This window comes from Nocardiopsis sp. NPDC101807 (assembly GCF_044766605.1).
In the GTDB taxonomy this organism is placed as follows: Bacteria; Actinomycetota; Actinomycetes; order Streptosporangiales; family Streptosporangiaceae; genus Nocardiopsis; species Nocardiopsis tropica.
Map to the genome: position 1 here is coordinate 305870 of NZ_JBIWMK010000001.1, position 16550 is coordinate 322419.

Annotated in this window: 13 protein-coding genes; 7 read left to right on the plus strand and 6 right to left on the minus strand. The window is 74.5% G+C overall.

Annotated features, from left to right (window positions below):
• Positions 1–486: 486 nt before the first annotated feature.
• The 5 genes from ACIRPH_RS01400 to folE all read left to right on the plus strand — a co-directional run bounded on the left by ACIRPH_RS01400 (position 487) and on the right by folE (position 7419).
• Complete coding sequence (locus tag ACIRPH_RS01400; RefSeq protein WP_402907968.1) at positions 487–1383, plus strand: class I SAM-dependent methyltransferase; 897 nt, start codon at positions 487–489, stop codon at positions 1381–1383.
• Between the two features lie 283 nt (positions 1384–1666).
• Positions 1667–4474: an AAA family ATPase gene (locus ACIRPH_RS01405; protein ID WP_402907970.1), complete on the plus strand. Its 2808-nt coding sequence runs from the start codon at positions 1667–1669 to the stop codon at positions 4472–4474.
• A gap of 155 nt (positions 4475–4629) precedes the next feature.
• Entirely contained in the window at positions 4630–5361 is a 732-nt protein-coding gene (gene queC / locus ACIRPH_RS01410; RefSeq protein ID WP_402907972.1) for a 7-cyano-7-deazaguanine synthase QueC, read from the plus strand.
• A gap of 877 nt (positions 5362–6238) precedes the next feature.
• Positions 6239–6844, plus strand: coding sequence for a 7-carboxy-7-deazaguanine synthase QueE (locus tag ACIRPH_RS01415; protein WP_402909436.1), 606 nt, complete (start codon positions 6239–6241; stop codon positions 6842–6844).
• A complete protein-coding gene (folE, locus tag ACIRPH_RS01420; RefSeq protein WP_402907974.1) occupies positions 6841–7419 on the plus strand; it encodes a GTP cyclohydrolase I in 579 nt (192 codons plus the stop codon). Before ACIRPH_RS01415 ends, folE begins: the two co-directional genes overlap by 4 nt.
• 219 nt (positions 7420–7638) lie before the next feature.
• On the opposite strand, the gene ACIRPH_RS01425 is transcribed toward folE, so the two are convergent.
• Entirely contained in the window at positions 7639–8478 is an 840-nt protein-coding gene (locus ACIRPH_RS01425) for a helix-turn-helix transcriptional regulator (RefSeq protein WP_402907976.1), read from the minus strand.
• A 327-nt stretch (positions 8479–8805) separates the two neighbouring features.
• Between ACIRPH_RS01425 and ACIRPH_RS01430 the strand changes: the two genes are divergently transcribed.
• Together ACIRPH_RS01430 and ACIRPH_RS01435 are read left to right on the plus strand one after the other, a co-directional pair.
• Positions 8806–9750 (plus strand): SDR family oxidoreductase, encoded by a 945-nt coding sequence (locus ACIRPH_RS01430; protein ID WP_402907978.1) that lies wholly within the window; start codon positions 8806–8808, stop codon positions 9748–9750.
• Positions 9751–9790: 40 nt separating this feature from the next.
• Positions 9791–11152 (plus strand): MFS transporter, encoded by a 1362-nt coding sequence (locus ACIRPH_RS01435; RefSeq protein WP_402907980.1) that lies wholly within the window; start codon positions 9791–9793, stop codon positions 11150–11152.
• 262 nt (positions 11153–11414) lie between these two features.
• Here the strand turns inward: ACIRPH_RS01435 and ACIRPH_RS01440 are convergent, their stop codons facing one another.
• Genes ACIRPH_RS01440 through ACIRPH_RS01460 form a run of 5 tightly spaced genes read right to left on the minus strand, consistent with a single transcriptional unit; the run spans position 11415 to position 16403 of the window.
• Positions 11415–12833 carry an aspartate ammonia-lyase gene (locus ACIRPH_RS01440; protein WP_402907982.1) on the minus strand — a complete coding sequence of 473 codons (1419 nt, stop codon included), beginning with the start codon at positions 12831–12833 and terminating at the stop codon, positions 11415–11417.
• Positions 12830–14029: a M20 family metallopeptidase gene (locus ACIRPH_RS01445; RefSeq protein WP_402907984.1), complete on the minus strand. Its 1200-nt coding sequence runs from the start codon at positions 14027–14029 to the stop codon at positions 12830–12832. Before ACIRPH_RS01445 ends, ACIRPH_RS01440 begins: the two co-directional genes overlap by 4 nt.
• Positions 14019–14687, minus strand: coding sequence for a DUF1028 domain-containing protein (locus ACIRPH_RS01450; protein ID WP_402907986.1), 669 nt, complete (start codon positions 14685–14687; stop codon positions 14019–14021). Before ACIRPH_RS01450 ends, ACIRPH_RS01445 begins: the two co-directional genes overlap by 11 nt.
• On the minus strand, positions 14684–15106 hold the full coding sequence (locus ACIRPH_RS01455; RefSeq protein WP_402907988.1) for a RidA family protein: 423 nt from the start codon (positions 15104–15106) through the stop codon (positions 14684–14686). The genes ACIRPH_RS01450 and ACIRPH_RS01455 overlap by 4 nt, the downstream gene beginning before the upstream one ends.
• Before the next feature lie 7 nt (positions 15107–15113).
• Positions 15114–16403 (minus strand): flavin-containing monooxygenase, encoded by a 1290-nt coding sequence (locus ACIRPH_RS01460; protein WP_402907990.1) that lies wholly within the window; start codon positions 16401–16403, stop codon positions 15114–15116.
• Positions 16404–16550: the final 147 nt, after the last annotated feature.

Sequence of the window (16550 nt, forward strand, 5' to 3'; positions counted from 1 at the left end):
GCCCCGTGATTCCCCCACGAGGGGATTCCGGCAAAGCCGGAAAGGGAACCCCCGGCCCGCCTCAAACAGGAGCAGCGCCCCAGGCGCCACCTGCGACAGCCCTTGCCACACGGACTCCCGGGCGGGGCCGGCGCGGAGCCGCACCGCCCCCGCCTCCCACCCCTCCGCGCACACGCTCGGGAAACTCATCGCCCGACCGCCATTCCCCTCGGGGAAAACCCCTTTCCGGCGCCCTCCCCGCCGGGATCGGGAAAACCCGAGGGGGAATTCCACCACCCCGGCGGTTTTTCCCTCCACCGCACGGGGATACCTCCCCATGCGGTCGGCGCCGGGACCGGCGAACCACGGCGGCACGGTGCGTTCCGGGACGTTCGAGGACGGGGGCTCCCGCCCGCGGTCGGCGCCGCAGGCGACACGGGACCGCGGAGAGGGCCGCACTCCCCCGGACACGGACCCTCCCCCACGGCTAAGAGAGGTGCGCAGAGCATGACCGAAGCACGAGCGGATGCACCGGCACACGGCGACTCCCCCCGGGAACCCGGGGGTACGCGTCTCACCCTCGCCCAGGTCCTGGAGCACCCCGCACTGGGGCCCCGCGACCTGCTGCCCACCCGGTTCCGCGGACCGCGCAGGGTGACCGGCGACGGGTGGGTGGGGTTCGCGACCAGGCTCGAACGCGGTGAGGAGCTCTCCCTCGTCCAGAGCCTCATGGCCGCCAACCGCAACGTGCTCGACGTCGGCGGCGGCATCGGGGAGCTCTCCCGCGCCGTCGCCGCCCGGATCGGGCACTGCACCACCGTCGAACCGCACGCGCAACTGGTGGAGTCGATGCGGGACGAGGCCGCCGAGGCCGGGGTGAGCGTCTTCGCGGGAACCGCCGAGGACCTCCCCTTCCCCGACGCCTCGTTCGACGCCGTCTACGGCGCGTGGGTCCTCCCCTTCGTCGACGACGTCGGGAAGGCGGTCACGGAGATGGTCCGGGTCTGCGACCCGGGCGCCCCGGAGGCCAAGATCGTGCTGATCGTCGGCGGGGCCGACAGCGAGGTCCTGGGACTGTACAACGACGTCTGCGTCCCGGCCTCCGGCGAACCCCGCGACCACCACGGCTACCTGCTGGCGACGGCCGCCCGCCTCCTCGCCGAACGGGGCTTCCGGGAGTTCTCCCTGCACCGCACGGAGGCCTCGGTCCGCTTCCCCGAGGAGGAGCCGGCGAAGCGCGCCGCGGCGGCGGCGACCGTGCTGACCGACTTCTGGTACCAGCTTCACCCCGGGGCGGACGAGGTCAGGGCCGCCCTGGAGCCGGCCCTGGAGCGCCACTTCGCCGCCCGCCCCCACGGGATCGGCGACCAGGGCACGGTCCTGGTCGCCCGTCCCGGTTCCTGACCCCCACAGCCGTGGGGGGGGGGGGGGGGGGGGGGGGGGGGGGGCCGCGCCCCCCCCCCCCCCGGGCGGCCGGGGGGGGGGGGGGGGGGGGGTCCAGCGCCCCCGGGGGGGGCGCCCCCCCCCGGCCCCCGGGGGGGGCGGCCCGGGCGCGGGGGGGGGCCCCCCCCGCCGGGGGCCCCCCCCCCCCCGGGGGGGGGGGGGCCCCCGGCCGCCCCCCCCCCCCCCCCCCCACGGCCCGGACGGGGGCTCCGTCGGTTCGGTTTCTCCGATCACGAGGACGACGATGCTGGACACGCCGACACGGCACGGTGAGATCGCGGGCAGGGCCGAGCTGGTCGCGAGACTGCGGTCGGCCCGCCACCACAGCAGGCACACGGGGCTCACCTCCCACGTGGTCACCGGGGAGCCCAAGGTGGGACGGACCAGCCTCCTCACCTCGGTGTGCCGTCCCGCGCCGGGCCACGACGGGCGCGCGGTGTACATCGCGTGCTCCCGGAACGCGAACCGGCTGGTCGCCGCGCTCGCGGACGACCTGCTCCGGCTGGCCGCCGACCACCGCCCCGCCGAGCCGCGGGGGGCGGAGGGCGCCGCCGCGCGCCCGAGGGCCCGCGTCGACCCGGGGAGCGCGCCCGCGGACGGCGTACCGGCCGGGTTCCGGGAGCTGGTGGAGGCGCTGACCCTCGACGCCCCCCTGCTGATCGCGCTGGACGACGTCGACCTGGCGGGCCCGGCCTCGCTCGTCCGGCTGCGGGACGCCCTGCGGGACGTGGCGCACCTTCCGGTGACCCTCGTCGCCTCGACCAGGAGCGGTGAGCCCCCCGTGGCGCCCTCCGAGCTCGCGGACCTGCTGCTCGGCGCCCGCACCGCCACCCTGACCGGTCTGTCGGTGCGGGAGACCGGCGCGCTGCTGCACGAGCGGCTCGGCCGCCGCCCCGACGCCGGCCTCGTCGACACGTGCCACCGGATCACCGCCGGCAACCCGTTCATGGTCGGCGCCGTGGGCGACTGGATACGGGCCCGGGCGGTCCCTCCCCCCACGGCGGCCGCACTGCGCGAGGCCGTGATCCCCTCCGTGGCCGACGCGGTCATCGGACGGGCCAGCCGCGTCGACCACCGGGCCCGGCGGGTGGCCGAGGCCATCGTCGTCGCGTCCACCTCCGGCGAGGCCGACCCGGCGCTCGTGGCGCGCCTCAGCGGCACCCCCCTGGAGGACACGCTGGCCACACTCGACCTCCTGGTACGGATGCGCCTGGTCACCGACGACCACGCCGTGGCGCTCCGCCACCCGCTGCTGGGCACCGCGCTGCTCGGCTCGATGACCGTGATGAGCTGCAACGCCGCCCACCTGGCCGCCGCCACCTTCCTGCACCGGCGCCGCGACGCCGGGCAGAGGCCGGCCCGGCACCTGGCGGCGTCGACGGTCCCCCTGGACACCCCGTGGTCGGCGACCGCCATGATCACGGCCGCACGGGCCCCCGACACGTCCGCCCGGGACCGGGTCCGCTACCTGGAGTACGCCGCCCAGGCCGGGACCGAGGACGCCTGGGCCCGCGTCGCGCCCGAACTGGCCTCCGCCCGGATCGCGCTCGACCGGCGGACGGGGCTGCGCGCCGCCGTGGAGATACTCGGCCGCACCGCCGACGCGTCGGTCCGCCGCCGACTGCTCGGCCTGATCGGAGCGACCCTGTGCGAGGACGACCGCCGCGACGACGAGCGCGCCGTCCTGGACGCGGTGCGGGACGTGGTCGCCGGCACGGAGCGCGCGGACTGGCCGCGGTCCTTCCTGGCCTACGGCCGGTCCATGGCGCCCGTGCCCACGCCCCCCGCGGCGGGCGCCCGCCGCGGCGCGGCGCGCCCTCCCGCGGCCACGGCCGTGGGGGCGCTGTCCTCGCACCAGCTGGACGGGGCGCCCGCGGTCGCGCTCGCCGAGGCGCGCGAGGCCCTGGACCACGACCTGGACGACCTCCTGCTGCACCCGGCGGCGCTCCCCGCCGCACTGACCGTGCTCGTCGGCTGCGGCCACCAGGCCGAGGCGTTCGCACGCCGGCGCGCGCTCGTCGACGACCTGGAGCGCCTCCCCCGCTGGGTGCGGGCGGAGGTCGAGCTCGCCGAGGCCGCCGGACACTACGCCGCGGGCGACCTCCGGTCGGCACGGCACGTGCTCGCCGAGCGGCTGGCGGACCTGCCGACCCACGCGGGCCACGGCTACGGCCGGTTCCGGACCCGCCTCGTCGGCCTGCTGGCCAACGTCCAGCTCGACCTGGGCGACCCCGCCGGGGCGGAGGCCCTGCTGCGCCGCCACCACCACGAGGGCCACGTGCCGCCCGCCTGGTACGACGCCGACGTCCCGCTCGCCCGGGCGAGGCTGCGCGTGAGGGCCGGTGAACTGACCGAGGGCGCCGAGGAGCTGCTGGGGATCGTCCGCCGCCGCGAGGAGGCGGGGGCCTCGGGGCCGGGGACGCTCTGCTGGCGGAGCGAGGGGGCCGTGCTCCTGGCCAAGACGGGAGCACGCGACGAGGCGCTGAGGGTCGCCCGCAGGCAGCTGGAGTTCGCCGAGGGGACCGGCTCACCGCAGGAGCGCGCGCGGGCACTGCGCGTGTGGGGCTCGCTCTCCGGGGGGCCCGCGGCCCTGGAGCTGCTGCACTCGGCGGTCGACCTGCTCCAGGGTACCGGGCACGACCTCGAGACGGCGAGGACCACCGCCGAGCTGGGGACGGTGCTGGCGCGGCTGGGCCGGCCCGAGGAGGCGGTGGCCGCGCTGAGCCGCTCGGCCGGGCTGGCCGTCGACCGGGGGGCCCGCGACCTCGCCGATCGCGTACGCCTCCAGCTGGTGGCCCTGGAGGGACGCGCCCCGCAGGACGTGTCGGTGCGGGGCATCCTCGCCCTGACGCCGCGCGAACGGGAGATCCTGATCGACGCGCTCCTGGGCCAGGCCAACAAGACGATCGCCGACAACCGGCACATCACCCGCCGCACCGTGGAGCTGCACCTGTCGAGCGCCTACCGCAAGCTCGGCATCTCCGGCCGGGGCGAGTTCGGCAAGGTCCTCGGCGGTCCCGGGACGTGGGAGATCCTGGTCGGCGGTCCCTGAGCGGGTCCGGCCCCACTTCGGTACCGCGCGAGAACATTTCGGTCGCGGGCCGTGATGTGCCCGGGTCGCGCCCGCACGACACTGTGACCACATGACAGCCGCCGGGCCCAGGCGCCGCCCCGGCGCCGAGCCGCCCCATGTGGATGGAGATGCCGATGGAAGCACAGGACGCGTTCCACGACGATGCCGCGCGCGACCCCTTCACCGCGGTCGTGGTGTTGTCCGGGGGGATGGACTCCACGACACTGCTGGCGCACTTCGCGGCGCTGCGGTTCAGGTTGGTGGCCCTCACGGTCGACTACGGGCAGCGGCACCGGAAGGAGATCGACTCGGCCCGGGAGATCGCCCGCCACTACGGTGCGGAACACCACGTGCTGGACCTGTCGGGACTGGGGTCGCTGCTCACGGGCTCGGCCCTCACCGACGACCGGGTGACCGTCCCCGACGGGCACTACGCCGAGGAGGCCATGCGCGCCACGGTCGTCCCGAACCGGAACGCGGTGCTCGCCAACCTCGCCGTGTCGATGGCCGTGGCCCGCCGGGCCGACACGGTGGCGCTCGGCATGCACGCCGGCGACCACTTCGTGTACCCGGACTGCCGCCCGGCCTTCGTCGACGCGCTGCGCGACCTGGTGGCGGTCGCCAACGAGGGGTTCGCCGCACCGCGCGTCGAGACCCCCTTCATGACGTGGTCCAAGGCCGACATCGCCCGGCACGGCGTGCGCCTCGGCGCGCCTCTGGGGCTCAGCTGGTCCTGCTACAAGGGGGGCGACATCCACTGCGGGACGTGCGGGACCTGCTACGAACGGGCCGAGGCGTTCCGGGAGGCGGGCCTCGCCGACCCCACCGAGTACCTGGACGGCGACGCGCGCTTCGCCGCGCCCTGACCGCTCCCCGCGCGGGGCGGCCCGCCGTCGGGGTCGGGCGTCCGGGGCCGTCCCTCCCCGTCGCCGCCCGGGGCCGCTGACCGGCCCGCCCGAGCCGATCCGCGCGGGGCCGCGCGCCCGGGGCCGTGGCACGTCGTGCCGCGGCCCCGACGCGTGCCCGAGGGACGCCCCCGGCCGGCGGCCCGGGGGCGGAGGGGCGCGGGCCCGGGGGCTCCCCGGCCGGTTCCCGGGGCGGACCGGTCCCCCTAGGCGCCGGAGCCGGCCGCTGATCATCCTTCGTCGGCGGTCCGCAGATCTCTCGGTGGTGACCGTGATGCGCTTGGGGAGCCTCGCGCCCATCCTCGAAGTCAGGGAGGTTCATCCATGCCCTTCGGTTTCTCGACACGGCGCGCGTCCCCGGCGGACCGCCGACCCGGCGGCCCGGGACCGGACCACACGCGCGCCCGCCCCCACTGCCGCGACCACACCGTGGGACCGGCCCTCCCGGCCGGCGCGGAAGCACCGGGCGGGGCGGGAACCGTACGGGACCGCGGCGGCCTCCGGGAGTTCTCCCACCGGGCGGGCCAGGAACTGGGCCACCGGTATCCGAACGACGCCGTCACCTCCGGCCCCACGGCGCGGGACCCGCGCCGCCGGGGGCCCGGACGGTGGGCGTCCCGCTATCCGGAACCGGGCGCGGCACGCGTGCCGGGGACGGACAGGACATGGGCGGTGTACAGGCCATGAGCACGGCTTCTCGCTCGAACACGGAAGGGGGTGAGGCCATGGACACGCCGAATCTCGTGGTGAACGAGATCTTCGGCCCCACTAGACCCTCCAGGGGGAAGGGCCTTCACTGGGACGTCGTTGCGCCTTCGTCAGGCTGGGCGGGTGCAACCTGTCCTGCAGCTGGTGCGACACTCCCTACACCTGGGACTGGACCGGGAAGGGCGATACCGGAATCGCCTACGACCCCAAGAAGGAACTGCAGAAGATCCCCTACACGCAGGTCCGCGACCGCCTGGTCGCCTACGGGGTTCCGCTGATCGTCGTCTCCGGCGGCGAGCCGCTGAACCAGCAGACCAGGCTCTACCCGCTGGTGCGGGACCTGCGCGACTCGGGGCACGACGTCGAGATCGAGACCAACGGGACGATAGCCCCGGACGCCCGGCTGGCGGAGCTGGCGCGGTTCAACGTGTCTCCGAAGCTGGCCCACTCGGGGGACCCGCTGCGCAAGCGCATCGTCGGAAGGGCCCTGGAGGCCCTGGCCGCGGTACCGGGGACCGCGTTCAAGTTCGTGTGCCGCACCGAGGCCGACCTCGCCGAGGTCGGGGCGGTCGTCGAGCGGTACGGCATCGGCTCGGTCTGGGTGATGCCCGAGGGACGGACCCAGGCCGCCCTGGACCAGTCCCTCGCCCAGATCCGGGACCCCGTCCTGGCTCGCGGTTGGAACCTGACCACCAGACTGCACATCACGTTGTGGGGCGATCGGAGAGGCGTATGACGCTGGCAGACCTTCCTCAGGAGTCCACCGTGCGCGATCCGCTGGAGAGCGTGGCACGGCAACTCCTCGTCGAGATCGGCGAGGACCCCGACCGGAGCGGCCTGGAGGACACTCCGCGGCGCTTCGCCCGGTGGTGGCGGGAGTTCAGCAACTACCAGGCGGGCCGGGTCGAGACGCACTTCCCGCTGCGCACGGACGGACAGATCGTCATGGTCTCCGACATCACCGTGTGGTCGCTGTGCGAACACCACCTCCTGCCGTTCTCGTGCGTCCTGACCATCGCGTACAAGCCCGCGGACCACGTGCTCGGGCTGTCCAAGTTCGCCCGGATCGCCCACCGCCACGCGCACCGCCTCCAGGTCCAGGAACGCCTGGTACGCGACATCGCCGAGGACATCACCAAGGTGACGGAGACGGACGACGTCGCCGTCATCGGCCGCGGCGAGCACCTGTGCATGACCATGCGGGGCATCCGCACCCCCGCGCTCATGACCTGCTCGGTGTTCGAGGGGGTCTTCCGCGAGTACGGGCCGCCCCGTGAGGAGTTGATCAAGATCGCCTTCCCCGGGAGCTGACCGCCCCCGTTCCGGTCCCACGGGCGCCCTCGCCCGGTCCTCCCGGTGCCGGGAGGCGGGACCGCACCGCCGGGGCCCGGCCCCTCCGGGCCCCGGCGCCGGACAGCCCCGAACCGTCGGCGAACGCATCCGGCGGTCGGGCCGAGGGCCGTCGGCGTGCGCCGGGGCCAGGCAGGAGCGGCCCCGCACCCCGGCAGCGCCCGGAGCCCGCCGGGGGCCTCACTGCAGCGCCTGGGCTCCGATGACGGAGAGCAGGCGCAGCTTCTCGTGGCTCTCGCTCCCGGGGTCGGCGGTGTAGACGAGCAGCGAGTGGCCCTGGCCCGGGTCGAGCAGTCTCTGGCAGTTCAGCGTCAGGGGACCCACCTCGGGGTGGACGAAGTGCTTGACGTCGTGGGGTCGCACACCGATCTCGTGGTCGCCCCACACCCGCCGGAACTCCTCGCTCCGGTCGAGGAGCAGCTCGGCCAGGTGTGCGGCCCGTGAGTCGGGTCCCCGCAGGGTGAGGATCTGGCGCAGGCCCGAGGCGTACATGCGGGTGAGGAACGCATGCTCCTCGGGGGCGTAGAAGTCCCGCACGGAGGGGTCGGTGAACCACCGGTACCCGGCGCTGCGCGCGGGCCCGGTGTACCCGGTCGTGTCGCCGGTGAGGGCGACGCCCATCGGGGTCTGCCTCAGGGTCTCGCCGAGTTCGGTGACGATCTCCGCGGGGGTGTCGTCCAGGCGGTCGAGGATCCGCAGCAGGCCGGGGCCGACGTGGTCGCCGACCCCGCCGCGCGCGGGCGGGTTGTGTCCGGCCAGGCGGAAGAGGTGGTCCCTCTCCTCCAGCGACAGGTGCAGCCCCTGGGCGATCGAGGCGAGCATCTGGAGCGAGGGCTGCGGCCCGCGCTCCCGTTCGAGCCGGGAGTAGTAGTCGGTCGACATGTGGCACAGCGACGCGACCTCCTCGCGTCGCAGGCCGGTGGTCCTGCGGCGCTGCCCGCGCGGGAGCCCGACGTCCTCGGGTTGCAGCGCCCCCCTGCGGTTGCGGAGGAACTCCGCCAGCCCGGTGCGATCGATCACAGCATTCCTTCCAAGGTCATGCTCTGTGTCTACCGTCCGCGCGCGAGTGTAGCCACGGACCGCCGATCCCCCCTTCCGGTCATCAGCCCGAGGGGTGGACCCGCGAGCCTGGGATCGGGAGGCCGTGGTTACCCCCCCGCCGAGGACCGAGGATCGCTCTTGCGCACCGGGAACGGAAGCGGGACGCGTCGCTGACCGGTCCCTCCCGTTCCCGGACCGCGCGGTCCGGTGACCCCTGCCCGCCCCTGCCCCCGGCGGAGGGGAAGGCCCGGACGCCTCCCACGCCGCCGACCGGCGTGAGGGATCGACTATCCGAGGAGCAGAGCGATGCCACGTCGAAACATCGACATCACCGTGCCCGACCTGACCGGGAAGCTGGCGGTCGTGACCGGCGCGAGCGACGGCATGGGCCTGGGAATGGCCGAGCGGCTGGCCGCGGCCGGCGCGGAGGTCCTCATGCCCGTCCGTAACCCCGCCAAGGGGGAGAAGGCGGTCGAGAGGATCCGCCGCAACCACCCGGGAGCGCGGGTGTCCACCCGCAGCCTCGACCTCTCCTCGCTGGCCTCGGTCGCCGCCCTGGGCGACACGCTCCGCGGGGAGGGCCGGCCGATCCACATCCTCATCAACAACGCCGGCGTGATGCGGCCCCCGAACCACCAGACCACGGTCGACGGGTTCGAGCTGCAGTTCGGCACCAACCACCTCGGCCACTTCGCCCTGGTCGGCCGGCTCCTGCCGCTGCTGCGCGCCGGCCGGGCGCGGGTGACCTCGCAGATCAGTGTCGCCGCGCGCCGTGGGTCCATCAACTGGGAGGACCTGAACTGGGACCGCTCCTACGACGGGATGCGCGCGTACGGCCAGTCCAAGATCGCGTTCGGGCTGTTCGGCCTCGAACTGGACCGCCGCAGCAAGGCCCACGGGTGGGGCGTCACCAGCAACCTCTCCCACCCCGGGGTGGCCCCCACGAGCCTCCTGGCCGCCCGCCCCGAGCTCGGCCGCGACGAGGACACCCCGTACATCCGCCGGATCCGGTCCCTGTCGGCCCGCGGGATCCTGCTGGGCACCCTCGAGACGGCGAAGCTGCCCGCGCTGATGGCCGCGACCGACCCCGGTTCCGAGCCGGGTGCGCTCTACAGCCCCAGCGGCCTCGGAAGGCTGGGCGGCCCGCCCTCCGAGCAGCGGCTGTACCCGACGCTGCGCAGCGCGGAGGAGGCGGCACGCGTCTGGAAGGTCTCCGAGGAACTGGCCGAGGTCTCCTTCCTCGCCGCCTGATCGCCGTTCGCACGACCGCCCCACTACCCACGGAGTCCGCATGAGCACCGTTACCCCCCGCGCACGGAGACAGAGAAGCCCCTGGTGGGTGGTGGTCGGCGGTGGCGCCTCCAACGCCGTCGGCCCCCAGATGTACCTGGCCACCATCGGCCTGTTCGTGCTGCCGATCGTCGAGGAGACCGGCTTCAGCCGCACGACCGTGACCGGGGCGTTCTCGGTCGCGGCGGTCGGCATGGCGATCGGCCTGATCATCGTCGCCCAGCTCGTGGACCGCTTCGCCGCGCGCTACATCCTCGTGCCGGGGTTCGTGCTGTTCGCGGCCTCGATGGCGCTGGTCGGACTGGTGCCGCCGGTCGAGTGGGTCTACTTCGTCCCGTGCTTCTTCGTGGGGTTCTTCGGGGCCGGGACGGCGGTACCCGCCACCAGGGCGGTGGTGAGCTGGTTCGACAACAACCGCGCCCTCGCCGTCGGCGTGGTGACGGGCATCATCGGGCTGGGTTCGGCCCTGGCCCCGCTGCTGGCCGGAGCGCTCATCGAGAACGTCGGGTGGCGGATGACGTACGGCGTCATGGCGCTGATCTCGGTCCTGGTCTCGGTCACGACGGTCACCCTGTTCGTGCGCGCCCGCGCGGAACGGCACGTCCGCGGACGCCTCGTCCGGGAGACGCGGGTGGAGGGCCGCGACGTCAGCCTCCAGCTCCCCGGCCTGACGGTCCGCGAGGCGTTCCGCACCCGGCAGTTCTGGGGCATCGCGCTCGGGCTGGGCCTGGTCGGGGTCGTCGTCTACGGCCTCCAGGTCCACCTCGTGCCGATGATGACCGACCGCGGGCTGAGCGCCGAGCAGGCGGCCGCCCTGCTGGTCGTCTTCGGCCTCGCCTCGCTGGTGGGACGCGTGGCCGGCGGCTTCATCGTCGACCGCGTGCCCGGAACCGTCATCGGCCCGATCGTGATGATCGCCCCCATCGCGGGCATGTTCTTCCTGTACCCGCCGTTCGGCGGCGCCGTCGTCGCGGTCGCCTTCATCGGCGTCGCCTTCGGCATCGAGGGCGATCTGCTCGCCCTGCTCATCAGCCGCTACCTGGGCACGCGCTACTTCGGCCGGATCCTGGGCGTGGTCCAGGCCGCGTTCCTCCTGGGGACCGCCTTCGGGCCGCTGCTCCTCGGGCTGGGCTACGACCTGCTGGGCTCCTACGACCCCGTCATCCCCGTCCTGATGGGCATCCTCGTCATCGGCGCGATCCTCATCGCGACCCTGGGCCGCTACGTCCACCCCCCGGTCAGCGGCTTCGACCGCCTCGCCGCGCGCGACGAGCTCGCCGCCTCCGAGGTGCTCAGCGGCATCGCCGAGGTCGGCGACGCCCCCGGCTCCCCCGACAGGCCGAAGGCCGGGGCCCACGGCTGACCGTCCCGGGCCGGCACGCCCCAGGGCCGGGGCCACGGGCCCTCGGCCGCCGTCGCGGTCCGTCCGCCCGGGGCAGGGGATGTCTCCCCCGGCCCCGGGCGGACGGGCCGCGACGGCCTCGCAGGAGGAGGCCCCGGCCGGGCAGGGCAGGATCCTGCCGCGACCGCGACCGCGGCCCCGGACCGCAGGACGGGGCGGCTTCGACGCCGGAACCGTCGGAGCCGCCCCTGAGGCGTGACCGCGGGCGCGGCCGTGCGGGTGGCTAGAGGACGGCGGCGCCCTCACCGGTCAGCTTCTCCGGCGCGAGCACGGCGTCGAGCTGCTCCTCGTCGAGCAGGCCCCGTTCCAGGACCAGCTCGGCCAGTGTGCGGGGCCCGTTCAGCGCCTCCTTCACGAGAGCCGCCGTGGGCGCGTACCCGAGGAGCGGCACCAGTCCGGTCGCGACGGCGAGGCTGCCCCTGGTCCGCGCGGTGACGGCCTCGCCGTCGGCGCGGATACCGCTCACGCAACGCCCGGTGAGCAGGTCGGCGGCGTTCGTCAGGAGGTCCGCCGAGTCCAGGAGGGAGGAGGCGATGACCGGGCCGAAGGCGTTGAGCTGCAGCTGCCCGGCCTCGGCCGCCATGGTCACGGTCGTGTCCGCCCCCACGACGAGGAACGCCACCTGGTTCACGGTCTCCGGGATGACCGGGTTGACCTTTCCCGGCATGATCGACGATCCCGCCTGCACGGCCGGGAGCACGATCTCCCGCAGCCCTGCCTGCGGACCGGAGGCGAGGAGCCTGAGGTCGTTGCAGATCTTCGACAGCTTCAGCGCACAGCGCTTCAGGAGCCCGGAGGCCAGGACGAACACACCGGTGTCGGAGGTCGCCTCGATCAGGTCGCTCGCCGGGGTCAGCGGATACCCCGTGACCTCGCTGAGCTCGGCCACCACGCTCCGCCGGTATCCGGCGGGGGCGGTGATGCCGGTCCCGATCGCCGTGGCGCCGAGGTTGACCTCACGCAGGTGGGGCAGGAACTCCTCGAGCCGGGCGGCGTCCTCCCGGATCGTCTCCGCGAAGGCGGCGAACTCCTGCCCCAGGGTCATCGGCACGGCGTCCTGCAGCTGCGTGCGGCCGATCTTGACGATGCCCCGGAAGTCCGCCGAGCGGGCCTCGAACTCGGCGGCGAGCCGGAGGAGCGCGGGCACGAGCCGCTCGATGCCGCGGTGGACCGCGATCCTGACCGCGGTGGGATAGGTGTCGTTGGTGCTCTGGCTGCGGTTGACGTGGTCGAGCGGGTCGATCACCGCGCGGGTCCCCGGCGCGAGGCCGAGGATCCGCAGCGCCCGGTTGGCCACCACCTCGTTCACGTTCATGTTGGCGCTGGTTCCCGCCCCGCCCTGGACCCGGTCGACGAGGAGCTCCCCGTCGAGGTCGCCCCGCATGAGCTCGCGGCAGGCCGCGGCGATCGCCCGCTCCCGGGCGGGGTCCAGCAGCCCCTGCCGGGCATTGGCGCGGCAGGCGGCGAGCTTGACCGCCCCGTAGGCCCAGACGAGGTCGCGCAGTTCGCCCCAGGGGCGGCCGGTGACGGGGAAGTTCGCCCTGGCGCGTGCGGTGTTGACCCCCCAGAGCGCGTCCGCCGGGACCGCCACCTCGCCGAGCTGGTCGGCCTCCGTTCTCTCCACGGGGACGTCCGCGCTCATGCCGGCCCTCCTCCCGGCCCTCGTCCGCCGGCGGGCGCGCCCCCCGCCGGATCGGCGCCGGCGGGGCCGGGTTCCCGCGCGAAGTACTCGTGCGCCGTACGCGCGAGCAGCGTGGCGCCGTCCCCGATGACCCGGTTGGCCGCCTCTCCCACGCAGACGGCGGCGAACTCCGGCTGGTGGTTGCTCACCGGGAAGCAGTCCAGTCCGATGTAGGGGTGGATGGCGGGCACGTGCTGGGAGACGTTGCCCATGTCGGTCGAGGCGCGGTTCATCGTCCGGTGTTCCACGGGCGCGTCGAGCCTGCGCCCGATCGCGAGGGCGTGACGCGTGTAGATCTCCAGGGCGCGCTCGTCCGTGCGGAACTCGGAGTAGGGCCGGGACTCCGGTGTGAACTCCACCGCGGTGTCCGTGGCCAGCGCCCCGGCCTCGAAGCACTGCTCCACCCGGCGGCGCAGCGGCTCCAGCTGGGCCAGGCTCTCGGCCCTGGTGTACCAGCGGCCCTCGGTGGCCTCAGGGATGGCGTTGGGCGCCTGTCCGCCCACCGTCTGGATCCCGTGGACGCGGGTGCCCGGCGGGAGCTGCTGGCGCAGCAGGCCGAGGGCCACCTGGGCGATCACGAAGGCGTCGTTGGCGTTGCGGCCCTCGTGCGGGTAGGCGGCCGCGTGGGCGGACCGGCCGGTGAAGCGGACGTGGTCGTGGGCGACGGCGTAGGGCTCGGCCCGCGGGGCGTCGACCGGGCCCGGGTGGGCCATCAGCGCCAGGTCCAGATCCCGGAAGGCCCCGGCGTCGAGCAGTTCGATCTTGCCCCCGCCGCCCTCCTCGGCCGGGGCGGCGATCACGTCGATGCGCAGGTCGAGCGGGTCCGCCCACGCCCGGAGCGCGATCGCGGCGCCCGCCGACATCGCGGCGATGAGGTTGTGCCCGCAGGCGTGGCCCAGGCCCGGCAGCGCGTCGTACTCGACGACGAAGCCGACCCGGCGCCGCCCGGTCCCGTAGGCGGCGTGCACCGCGGTGGGGAAGCCGAGGTAGGCGGTCTCGACGTCGAAACCGAACTCCTCGAGCAGTTCCGCCGTCCACCGTGCCGCGCGGTGCTCCTCCCAGGCGGTCTCCGGGTGGGCGTGCAGGGTCTCGGAGTAGGTGATCAGGCGTTCCAGGTGCTCCGTGGCGCCGGGCTGCCCGCCGGGTTCAACGGTCATCGCCGGGCACCCCGTATCCGGGCGAGGCCGCCGGCTGCAGGCCGCGCCGGACGTAGTCGTCGCGCTGCGGGAGCCAGACCCCGAGCAGCCCCCGCAGCGCCTCGATCGGGCCCTCCTGCCAGTCGACGCGCAGGTCCGTGTCGCGCCAGCCGTTCGCGGACACGGTGGACAGGCCGGCGGAGTACACCGGTCCCGCCTCGCCGCCGGCGGCCAGCCCGGCCGCGAGCGCGGCGAGGAGGCGCTCCTCCAGCTCTCCCCCGGCGGAGCCGAAGGCCTCGCACATGGCCTCGGGGACGCCGGGGCGGGAGAGCATGTTCCCCGCGGCCGCGCAGTGCGGTCCGGTGGCCTCCCCGTGGACGCCGAGGGTGAGCGCGCCGCTGTAGGTCGCCGCCGCCCCGGAGGCGTCCACCACGGTGAGCTGCCGGTAGTCGATGTCCGGCTCGCCGTCGACGACGGAGGCGAGCGCTTCCCGGGGGCCCGCGCCCGCGGCGAGCCCGTCCAGCAGCGCCGTTCCCAGCCGCGGGTCGGTGATGTTCTGCGAGGCGACCGCGCCGACGGAGTCGCGCAGGTGCACGACCCGCGCCGCGACCGCGGGGGAGGACGAGGCGGCGGCGACGCCGAACCGGCCGTCCTGGTGGGCTGCGATGGAGAAGGTCATTCCCCGCCTCCCGAGATCACGGCCGTCGCGTCGATCTCCACGAGCCACTCCGGACGGGCCAGGGCCTGGACGACGATGCCGGTGGAGACCGGGTGGACGCCCTTGAGCCAGCGCCCGATCTCGCGGTAGACGTCCTCCCGGTAGCGCGGGTCGACGAGGTAGATCGTCACCTTGACGATGTCCCGGAGGTCGCTCCCGGCCTCCTTGAGGAGGAGGTCGATGTTGGCCATGGCCTTCTCGGTCTGCGCGCGGACGTCGCCGATGCCCACGGATTCCCGGGTGTCCAGGTCCTGGCCGATCTGGCCGCGCAGGTAGACGACGCCGCCGGCCACCACCGCCTGGCACAGGTCGTTGTCGAGGTTCTGCTCGGGGTAGGTGTCCTTGGTGTTGAACGGGCGGATGCGCTTGTGCGTGGTCATGGTGAGGTCACTCCTGGACGCGGGATCGGGTGTGGGACGGGCGCGGGTTCGAGTCGTTGTGCTCCATGTAGCCGCGCTGGATCGAGATCTGGTCGGCGACGTACTTCGCGTCGTGCCAGGCCCCCCAGAGGAAGCTGGAGCCGCGGCGGGACTGCCACGGAAGCCCCATGAAGTACACGCCGGGCTCGGAGGAGACCCCGCGCTGGTGCCTGGGTCTGCCGTCCGCGTCGAAGGCGTCCACCTGCAGCCAGCCGTAGTCGGCGGTGAAACCGGTGGCCCACAGGACGGACGTGATCCCGGCGGCGGCGAGGTCGAGTTCGAGGACGGGGTCGGTCACCGACTCCGGGTCATCGCCCAGGACCCTGGCCTCCGGCTCCTCGGGGAGGTCGAGGCCGTTGCGCTCGACGTAGGCGTCGGCCTCGTCCAGCAGGGACAGGTAGTTGGCGTCGCCCCGCGCGATGTTGTCCCGCAGGTCGGGCGCGAAGCGGAGGGTCCCGGCGTCGAAGGACTCGGTCCGGCCGACCAGTGTGATGCCGCGGTCGGCCAGCGTCCGGAAGTCCACGGTGCGGCCTCCGTGCGCGCCGCTGACCGCGATCGTGACGTGTTCGGCGCCCTGCGGAGGGGAGGACGCCTCCCACTTGCCGAGCACGCCCAGCCACCAGACGAAGTCGTGTCCGCGGTACCTGCGCGGGGGGCGGTCGTGCGGTCCTACGGAGAGGTGGACCCGTCGGCCGGCGGCACGGAGCTCGTCGGCGATCTGGACCCCCGAGGAGCCCGATCCGACCACGAGCACGGCGCCCTCGGGCAGTTGGGCGGGGTTGCGGTAGGCGCTGGAGTGGATCTGGACCAGGCCCGCTTCTTCGGGGATGATCGGCGGGACGGCCGGGCGCTGGAAGGGGCCGGTGGCGGCCACCACGTAGCGGGCGTCGAAGTCCCCGTCCGAGGTCCGGACCCGGAACCCCCTGCGGCCGGTGTGCCTGCGCACGGACGTCACCTCGACGCCGCAGCGGATCGGCGCACCGATCTTCTCCGCGTAGGCGGCCAGGTAGTCGGCCACCTGCTCCTTGGAGGCGAAGTCCTCCGGGTCGAGGCCGGTGAACTCCAGCCCGGGGAAGCGGTCGTGCCAGACGGGCCCGTTGGTGACCAGCGAGTCCCACCGCTCCGAGCGCCAGCGCTCGGCGACGCGGTTCCTCTCCAGGACGACGTGCGGCACCTTGCGTTCGTTGAGGTGCTCACTCACCGCGATCCCGGCCTGCCCCCCTCCGACGACGACGACCTCGATCTCTTGGACTGACATGCGAAACCTCCAGGGCTCGGTCAACGCGTGTGGTTCCGCAGCGGCGGACGCGCTCTGCGTGCTTTCTCCGTGGACCCGGCCGGCGCACCGGGGCGGTGTCCGCGGAGTCCGCCGGGACGGGCCGCTCCACGGGCCCGTCCGCCGGGC

Coding starts and splice junctions, on each gene's coding strand:
- ACIRPH_RS01400 (WP_402907968.1), top strand. CDS start 487: ATGACCGAAGCACGAGCGGATGCACCGGCACACGGCGACTCCCCCCGG.
- ACIRPH_RS01405 (WP_402907970.1), top strand. CDS start 1,667: ATGCTGGACACGCCGACACGGCACGGTGAGATCGCGGGCAGGGCCGAG.
- queC (WP_402907972.1), top strand. CDS start 4,630: ATGGAAGCACAGGACGCGTTCCACGACGATGCCGCGCGCGACCCCTTC.
- folE (WP_402907974.1), top strand. CDS start 6,841: ATGACGCTGGCAGACCTTCCTCAGGAGTCCACCGTGCGCGATCCGCTG.
- ACIRPH_RS01430 (WP_402907978.1), top strand. CDS start 8,806: ATGCCACGTCGAAACATCGACATCACCGTGCCCGACCTGACCGGGAAG.
- ACIRPH_RS01435 (WP_402907980.1), top strand. CDS start 9,791: ATGAGCACCGTTACCCCCCGCGCACGGAGACAGAGAAGCCCCTGGTGG.
- ACIRPH_RS01440 (WP_402907982.1), bottom strand. CDS start 12,833: ATGAGCGCGGACGTCCCCGTGGAGAGAACGGAGGCCGACCAGCTCGGC.
- ACIRPH_RS01445 (WP_402907984.1), bottom strand. CDS start 14,029: ATGACCGTTGAACCCGGCGGGCAGCCCGGCGCCACGGAGCACCTGGAA.
- ACIRPH_RS01450 (WP_402907986.1), bottom strand. CDS start 14,687: ATGACCTTCTCCATCGCAGCCCACCAGGACGGCCGGTTCGGCGTCGCC.
- ACIRPH_RS01455 (WP_402907988.1), bottom strand. CDS start 15,106: ATGACCACGCACAAGCGCATCCGCCCGTTCAACACCAAGGACACCTAC.
- ACIRPH_RS01460 (WP_402907990.1), bottom strand. CDS start 16,403: ATGTCAGTCCAAGAGATCGAGGTCGTCGTCGTCGGAGGGGGGCAGGCC.